The following is an 8,893-nucleotide window of genomic DNA, read 5'->3' as shown; positions in this document are numbered from 1 at the left end:
TGGAAATGGCCGGGCTACGCGCTGATATCTTATCGCCAGTCAAAGAAACCGGTACTTTGCTCGGGCATGTCACGGCAGAGGCCGCACAAGAGTGTGGTTTGTTGGCTGGAACGCCAGTAGTGATGGGGGGCGGTGACGTACAACTCGGCTGCTTAGGGTTAGGCGTGGTACAACCGGGGCAGACCGCGGTGTTAGGCGGCACTTTCTGGCAGCAAGTGGTTAACTTGCCCAAACCGATTACTGACCCCAATATGAACACCCGCATTAACCCTCACGTCATTCCCGGCATGGTGCAAGCAGAATCCATCAGCTTCTTTACCGGCCTGACCATGCGCTGGTTCCGTGATGCATTTTGCGCCGAAGAAAAATTACTTGCCCAGCGGTTAGGGATTGATACTTATAGTTTGCTGGAAGATATGGCGGCGCGGGTGCCTGCTGGTGCTTACGGGGTGATGCCTATTTTCTCGGATGTCATGCGCTTTAAATCCTGGTATCACGCCGCACCTTCCTTTATTAACCTGTCGCTCGACCCTGAAAAATGCAACAAAGCCACTTTATTCCGTGCCTTGGAAGAGAACGCAGCAATCGTTTCGGCCTGTAATTTGGCACAAATTGCGGAATTCTCCGGTGTCAAAGCCTCGTCAGTGGTATTTGCTGGCGGCGGTTCAAAAGGCAAACTGTGGAGCCAAATTCTGGCCGATGTAACCGGCATTCCGGTCCGTGTACCGGTAGTAAAAGAGGCCACCGCTTTAGGCTGTGCGATTGCAGCAGGTGTCGGCGTCGGGCTATATGAAGCGCTCGATAAAACCGGAGAGCGGCTGGTGCGCTGGGAGCGAGAATACCAACCGAATACTGAACACCAGGCACTTTATCAAGCCGCTAAAGTCAACTGGCAGGCGGTGTATACCGATCAACTGACATTAGTCGATAGTGGGCTGACTACCTCCCTATGGAAAGCCCCCGGCCTTTAAAATTGACTATCTCACTTGCCAGCTTGAGCTTCGGGGCAGTGCTCATCACCGTCACATACTGATGTATGCTTCGGTTCTTGCGCGCTGTCCGCACTCAATCTGCCTGCGCCGATGACGTCAATTTTCTCTGATTGACTATCTTACTTGCCATTTTGAACGTGAGCAGTGCTCGCCGCCGTCACGTACTACGTGTACGCTCCGTTGGCTATGCGCTGGTCGCGTCCAAACTGCCAGCGTCGATGACGTCAATTGGTTATATTGTTTGATAAGGGCAGACAGCCCAAATGTGAAACGGCGGGGAAACGTGCCGTTGGGGTCGTAGCGACGTAAGTCGCCGGAGCGCCCCTAGGTGCGGTCAACCCGTCGCACACGATCAAATAAAGAATTGCCATGCAGTGAACACTTGGATAGCATTATTGCCCCTCTTTCGTTGCCGATGATGGCGCATCCTATGATGAATACATCAAATAAGACAGAATCACCTGCCGGGCAACTTTCTGCTCCTGCTCGCGTCAGTGCCGTTAATTTACCGGCCATACTGCGAGAGAAAGACAATGTTAAACGCATTTTGGTCATTAAATTACGCCATTTCGGCGATGTTCTCCTCACCACGCCTTTACTCAACACGTTAAAAGCCAATTATCCTCAGGCCAAAATCGATGTGCTGCTGTATGGCGGCACGCAAGATATGCTGCGGGAGAACAAAACGGTTAATCATGCATTTATTGTCGACCGCGGCCTAAAACATGCGGGCTTAACGGCCCAAATCAGCGGCGAAAAAGCGTTGTTTAATGCATTGAAAGAGCACCATTATGATCTGATCCTCAATTTATCTGATCAATGGCGAGCCGCCGCTTATTGCCGTTTATTAAAACCGGGTTTCAGCATCGGTTTCCATTACCCCAAACGCGATACCTGGTTATGGCGCTACTGTCACTCCACCTTAGTCGATATTCCCCATGCCGCCGAACGGCATACGGTTCTCAATAATTTGGATATCCTCGCGCCGTTACAACTGACGAATATCAGCACTAACGTCACCATGGCTTATGGCCCGCACGATATTGAGCGAGTAAAACAACTGTGCCAGCAACGTAATATTGCGGATTACATCCTGATTCAACCTTCTGCGCGCTGGAAGTTTAAAACTTGGGCCAGTGAATCATTCAGTCAGCTGATAAACCACCTCACCGAACAAGGCGAGACTGTGCTGTTAACCGGCGGTAAAGACAGTGCTGAATTGGACTATATCGCTGATATTATTGCGGGGTGCGCACAACCCGAAAAAGTGGTGAATTTATCCGGTCTTTTGGCACTGCCGGAACTGGCCGTCTTGATAGATAACGCTAAGCTATTTATTGGCGTAGATTCCGTGGCAATGCATATGGCGGCTGCATTACAAACCCCCGCAGTGGTGCTTTTTGGCCCGAGTAACCTTAATCAATGGTACCCATGGCAGGCCCCGCACACCCTGTTATGGGCAGGTCGTTACCGCACGTTGCCGCATCCTAACGAGATAGATACTGACACGACGGATCGCTATTTGAACGCTATCCCTGTAGATGATGTCATAGGTGCTGTTGACGCCTGGCGAACTCAACGCCGGTAGTCTGCCAATGATGGACTTATGTTCGCCAATTTTGAGTCTTCCAACCAGCTTAAGCTGAGAGAATTATGATAACTTCATCGACTTCCGCGCCGGGCATATCCCCGGCTAACCCGCGTGGTGAAATGCTAAACAGTATTGCGGCATTACTGTTAGGTATCGCTTTACCAACCTCCAATCCTCTTATCAATATATCGCTGGTTTTAATTCTTATTAGCTTGATCATTAATCGGAAATCTCTGCGATTAAAACCCTTACTGACCAACCCATTAGTCTATTTGCCCGCCGCCATGTTTGCACTGTTAGCGCTGTCATTATTGTTCCATCACAACAGCTATGGCCCGGAAATGGTGAGTAAAGATAAGAAATTTCTTTATGTCCTACCGCTGGCACTGTTCTTTATCAACCAACCCCAGCGAGTGAAGCTGTTTTGTCTGGGGTTCTTACTTGCCAATGCGGTGGCGTTGGCTGGGACGCTGGCTGTCGGGGTATTGCATCTCCCCATTGGCCATGTAGACCCGACAAACCCAACCATCTTTAAACTGCAAATTACCCAAAACTTCTTTATGGCATTGGCGGCCATGTTATGGCTGACGCTGGCTTTTAGAAGCCGAGGCTGGCAGCGTTGGGGTTATGGTCTACTGGTGGTGCTAGCCAGCTACAGTATTTTATTCTTGGTGCTAGGCCGCACCGGGTATGTTGCTCTGGTTGTTGGGTTAGGGATATGGCTATTTTTCTCGCTAGGCAGTCGCCAACGCTGGCTATTAGTGGTGCTGGGAGCCATTGCATTTGCGGCACTGCTGCTGATTCCCAATAAAGCGACGGAACGTATCACTGAGGGTGTGAATGAGATTAAAGTCTGCATGGCGGCCTCTGCGAATAACGTCAATGATGCATGTTCTACGTCAATGGGGCAGCGTTCTGCCTTTGCCATCGAGGCGGTTCGATTAATTAAGGAAGCGCCTATTCTGGGCCACGGTGCTGGCGGCTTTTATTATGAGAACCCAGAAATCAACTACAAGATAAACAACCCACATAATCAATATCTGTTGGAAACTATCCAATCCGGTGTTGTAGGTTTGATTATCTTCCTGGCATGGATTGTCTGCTGTTACCGTGTTATTTGGCAACAAACACCCGGGCTACGTAATGTCTTGCTGGCAGTATTGACCAGCTATATGGCGTGTAACTTCTTTAATTCATTCTTGCTGGACTCTTCTGAAGGCCATCTATTTATGATTTTTGTCGCCATTCTGGCAGGGTATTCCGTGACAGGTACTCAGCCGCGTTTGGATCAGAAGAAGACAACGTAGCGGCCATTTTGAGTGAACATTAGCGATAACTGATTAAGTCAACGGCTCCCAATGGGAGCCGTTTTTCATGGTACTACTGTCGTTATCCTGGATTAGGTAATGATAATAGAGACTTTAAAATTAAAAGTATTCTTTAATAAAACCGCGAAGATGTTTATTCAAATTGAGGGGTGTTTAATGAAATGTGAGTTTTACAAACGTAATTAACCAGTTTTATTTACGTCATCTTATAGAGAAAGGGAATAATGAGCTTTTGTGTGGGTGAATTCCTACATTATTTTCATCGATATGCTCTTTCTCTTTGTCAGACATTTCAATATGAAATATCAAACTTTCTAATGTCACCATGAAGAAATCTTGCTGTTTTCTTTATTTAAATTAACTGGTTATTGTAGTGTTTTATCCTGTAAGGATTGTTTTTTTGAAAACAAAACACCACACATTGCTTGCTGCGTGGCGTTAGATTCCTGTGATTTTCGTTAAGATAAATGTAAAAATTAAAGACTAACATTTTTATAACAATTGTAAAAGAAATCTAAATGAATCCTAAATAAAATCTAAATAATGATTATCCTATTGCCAGTTTTATTGATTTTTTTGATAGGAATGACTACCGCTTTGGCTATAAGAAAGGTATATCACTTTATTTTATAAAAACTAAAACACCCGCTATAAAGCTGGCAATTCTGGCGGGGGGATCTGTAATTTAAAAGGTTGTTATAACGTTCAAAATGAAAAGGTAGAGAAAATTTTTCTAAGAAATGACCTATTTTTTTACATGAGGGGATTTGTTGTAATTGATTGAATTTAAATGTTTTTTTATTTTAACTTTTAAGGGGTAATCATTAAGCTTAGACCATGAAATTATCAAGTGCAACATGGCATGGATCCTATTTGTTCTCGCACAATTGAAAGCGTGTACGCGCTGGAATCGTTCTAAATGACTCATATAAATAAAACAGATTTCTATGCTAATGAGATGGCTTTTATTTAGTGAATTAAACTGGAGAGTTTTCCTCTGGATAAGAAAAATGATGATTTAGATCACTATTAGAATTTTTTTAAGTATGTGATAATTTTTGCAACAATTTACATATTGTAAGATTTGGTCTACTTTCCGGACATTATGCAATAATTTTAAAGGAAGCTATGATAACTATGTATTTATATCGCTAAGTGGGTCCAGGTGAATCTGTTTGTGGGGATAGGCAGAATCTACCTTTAACTTAATTTATCCAACGTCATTGAGAACATCATGGCCAATTCATCTACGAATAAATTATCTTTACCGGCCCTAACTTCTTTAGTGGTCGGCTCAATGATCGGGGCCGGTATCTTCTCATTACCCGCAACGTTCGGCAGGGCAACTGGTGGTTTTGGTGCACTCATTGCCTGGTGTATTGCTGGTGGTGGGATGTTAATGCTGGCTTTTGTTTTTCAAACATTAGCTCAGCGTAAACCTAATCTGGATTCCGGTGTATTCATATACGCAAAAGAGGGATTTGGGGATTATCTTGGTTTTGCTTCCGCATTAGGTTTTTGGGCCGGTACCTGTATTGGTAACGTTTCTTACTTTGTTCTTATCAAATCAACATTAGGGGCGTTCTTCCCTATCTTTGGTGACGGGAATACGATTCCAGCGGTATTAGTGGCCTCCGTTATTCTATGGGGATTCCATATCCTGATATTGCGAGGTGTTAAAGAAGCGGCGGCGATTAATACCATTGCCACCTTCGCAAAAATAATTCCTATTTTCATTTTTGTCATCGTACTGATTTTTGCCTTTAAAGGTGATGTGTTCGCACTGAACTTCTGGGGCACACCAGATGTGGTTAAAAGTGTTGATTTGTCTCACCTGAATGACTACGGCTATGTTGGCCATGCGGCAGCTGTCATGCCGGTGGTGGCTGAGCCTGAGTCTTTATTCTCTCAAGTTCGTAGCACCATGTTGGTGACAGTATTTGTGTTCCTGGGGATTGAAGGCGCGAGTGTGTATTCGCGTTACGCCAAAGAACGCAGCCATGTCGGTATTGCCACTGTTCTGGGCTTTATTGGTGTGTTGTGCTTGTTAGTGCTGATAACCATGTTGTCATACGGTGTGTTGCTGCGTCCTGACCTTGCGGCATTACGTCAACCCTCCATGGCCGGGGTACTGGAAGCTATAGTCGGGCGCTGGGGGGCCATCTTCATCAGCGTGGGCCTGATTATTTCGGTATTGGGTGCGTATTTATCCTGGTCACTGTTGGCAGCAGAAGTGCTGTTCTCGGCGGCGAAAAGTAAAAGCATGCCAAAAATATTTGGTACCGAAAATAGTAATGCAGTGCCTTCAGCGGCGGTATGGCTGACCAACATCTTTATTCAAGTGTTCTTAATTCTGACACTGTTTACAGATTATGCTTTCCAATTGGCATTGGAGTTAACCAGCTCATTAACTCTTATCCCTTATCTGTTGGTGGGGGCTTACGGGCTAAAACTGGCTTGGACAGGTGAAACTTACGAAACCAATGCCCGTGGCCACAGAAAAGATCTCATCTTCGCCCTCATTGCCACTTTCTATTCCGCATTGATGATTTATGCCGGTGGTCTGAAATACTTGCTGCTGTCAGCCATCATTTACGGTCCTGGCACGATTTTGTATCTGATTGCCAAACGTGAACAGCATCAGAAAGCGTTTAATACCTACGAAAGAATACTGTTTATCGTTCTTATTGTGGCTGCGGTTGCTGCGATTTATAGCATTGCCACCGGAATCATCACCATATAATTTATTGGAGTTCTTATGTCAGATAAAGCTAAGAAAACTCACGCCAAGCCCAAATTTGGTGTTCACTCTGAAGTCGGCAAGTTGCACAAAGTTTTGGTCTGCGCACCTGGACGCGCCCATAACCGCCTGACTCCCAGTAACTGTGATGAATTATTATTTGATGATGTTCTGTGGGTTGAAAGAGCCAAACGCGACCATTTTGACTTCATGACCAAAATGCGTGAACGCGGTGTTGATGTGGTGGAAATGCATAATCTGCTGGCTGAGACTCTGGAAAATAAGGAAACAGGGGCAAAGGCCAAAAAGTGGATTCTGGATCAGCAAATTGTACCGAATGAAGTGTCACTGGGTATTTTGCAAGAAACCCGCAGTTATCTGGAAAGCCTGACGCCGCGCTTGTTAGCTGAAGTGCTGATTGGCGGTTTATCTACCACTGAACTGCATAAAGACGGCAAATGCGATAAAGAAGAGTTGAAGCTGATCCGCGAGGCGGTTGGCATCACGGAATATCTGCTGCCGCCGCTGCCCAATACCCTTTATACCCGCGACACCACTTGCTGGATTTATGGCGGCGTGACCCTGAATCCACTGTATTGGCCAGCGCGTCATGAAGAAACTATTCTGACCACGGCTATCTATAAATTCCACCCGGATTTTGGCGACGCCAATGTGAAGGTGTGGTGGGGTGACCCAACACAGCATCATGGAACCGCGACATTGGAAGGTGGCGATGTGATGCCAATTGGCAACAAAACCGTGCTCATCGGTATGAGTGAGCGCACCTCTCATCAGGCCATTACTCAGTTGGCTCAGTCACTGTTTAAAAACAGTGAAGGGCAAGTTGAACGCGTGATGATTGCCGCGATGCCAAAATTACGTGCTGCCATGCATCTGGATACCGTGTTCACTTTCTGCGACCGCGATGTAGTTACCCTCTACCCGGCGATTGTTAATCAGATTCAAACCTTCTCACTGCGCCCGGATAATGGCCCGACTGGCATTAAATTAAGCCGCGACAAAGGCACATTTGTTGAAGCGGTGGCCGGTGCATTAAACCTGAAAAAACTGCGCGTGGTAGAGACTGAAGGTAATGATTACGACACTGAACGCCAGCAGTGGGACAGCGGCAATAACATGGTCGCACTGGAGCCAGGTGTGGTGTTGGCTTATGACCGTAATACCAAAACTAACACCCAATTGCGTAAAGAAGGGGTGGAAGTGATTGAGATTGTCGGCAGTGAGTTAGGTCGTGGGCGCGGCGGCGGTCACTGTATGACTTGTCCTATCATCCGGGATGCCGTTGATTACTAATTCCCTTCGGCCTTGAAGCCACAGGGTTGTTAGCTGCGCGCACTTACCCGAATCACTTACTTGGGTAAGCTCGTCGGGATGCGTTTGCTGGCTGCCTACCTGTGGCTCCAATGACTTTGGGAACACCCTTCGGCCTTGAAGCCATAGGGTTGTTAGCTGCGCGCACTTACCCGAATCACTGACTTGGGTAAGCTCGTCGGGATGCGTTTGCTCTTAAAAAATAGCTGATAGTGAGTAGCAGAGTAGCGCTATTTCTCTATTGGCTATTTCTCCGTTAACTTATCTTTACTTTTCACGCAAATAACACTACCCATTTCAGTGCTAATTGTGCTGATCTACTTTTAGGGATATTTACAGGGGGATTATTATTCACTAGGGCGCAGACGTGCCGTCTGTCACAGAAAAAGTGACGCAGAAAACCGATAAAAAAATGTGAATAATTAATCTGCAATAATTTTTGAAAATCTGACTCAACGAGATCTTATAGTGAAGATAAAAACAGTCGTCACCTTGCTATTAACGTTTCTTCTCGCTGCTTGCGACAGAACTCCCCCGGAAGTCGTGGAAAGTGTGCGCCCGGTAAAAATATTTACCGTGGAAGACAGTGGACAAAATGGGACTCGTTATTTCCCTGCGCGGCTACAAGCGGGTGATGAAACTCAACTCTCCTTTAAACGTAGCGGGCAACTACAACAACTGCTGGTTCGTGAAGGTGAGCAGGTGAAAAAAGGTCAGGTAATTGCCAAGTTGAATGATACTGATCTGACTCTGCGCGTTAGGGATCGTCAGTCCACCTTTAACCTGGCACGAGATCAGTTTAATCGTTTCAATACCTTGCAAGGTCAAAGGGCTGTCTCACGCGCTGAGTTAGATGTTCGCCGCGCCGAGATGGAATCTGCTCGCGCAGCATTGGAAATTGCACAAAAAG

Annotated in this window: 6 protein-coding genes and 1 pseudogene; all 7 read left to right on the top strand. The window is 46.1% G+C overall.

Annotated features, from left to right (window positions below; all coding sequences use genetic code 11):
• Window positions 1-971 (top strand): autoinducer-2 kinase (gene lsrK, locus ACNSO8_RS01780; RefSeq protein ID WP_418393642.1); only part of this gene is annotated, 971 nt, incomplete at its 5' end.
• A gap of 451 nt (window positions 972-1,422) precedes the next feature.
• Window positions 1,423-2,580: a putative lipopolysaccharide heptosyltransferase III gene (gene rfaQ / locus ACNSO8_RS01775; RefSeq protein WP_418393641.1), complete on the top strand. Its 1,158-nt coding sequence runs from the start codon at window positions 1,423-1,425 to the stop codon at window positions 2,578-2,580.
• A 65-nt stretch (window positions 2,581-2,645) separates the two neighbouring features.
• On the top strand, window positions 2,646-3,890 hold the full coding sequence (gene waaL-ps / locus ACNSO8_RS01770; RefSeq protein ID WP_418393640.1) for an O-antigen polysaccharide ligase WaaL-ps: 1,245 nt from the start codon (window positions 2,646-2,648) through the stop codon (window positions 3,888-3,890).
• 1,255 nt (window positions 3,891-5,145) lie between these two features.
• Window positions 5,146-6,654: an amino acid permease gene (locus tag ACNSO8_RS01765; protein ID WP_005159143.1), complete on the top strand. Its 1,509-nt coding sequence runs from the start codon at window positions 5,146-5,148 to the stop codon at window positions 6,652-6,654.
• Between the two features lie 15 nt (window positions 6,655-6,669).
• Window positions 6,670-7,965: an arginine deiminase gene (gene arcA / locus ACNSO8_RS01760; protein ID WP_418393639.1), complete on the top strand. Its 1,296-nt coding sequence runs from the start codon at window positions 6,670-6,672 to the stop codon at window positions 7,963-7,965.
• 258 nt (window positions 7,966-8,223) lie between these two features.
• A pseudogene (locus ACNSO8_RS01755) lies at window positions 8,224-8,401 on the top strand (LapA family protein).
• Window positions 8,402-8,451: 50 nt separating this feature from the next.
• A partial coding sequence (locus ACNSO8_RS01750; protein WP_418393638.1) for an efflux RND transporter periplasmic adaptor subunit occupies window positions 8,452-8,893 on the top strand: 442 nt, incomplete at its 3' end.

The sequence above is a fragment of the Yersinia sp. LJYL362 genome (assembly GCF_048323875.1).
This window is presented reverse-complemented; position numbering and strand designations above follow the sequence as displayed.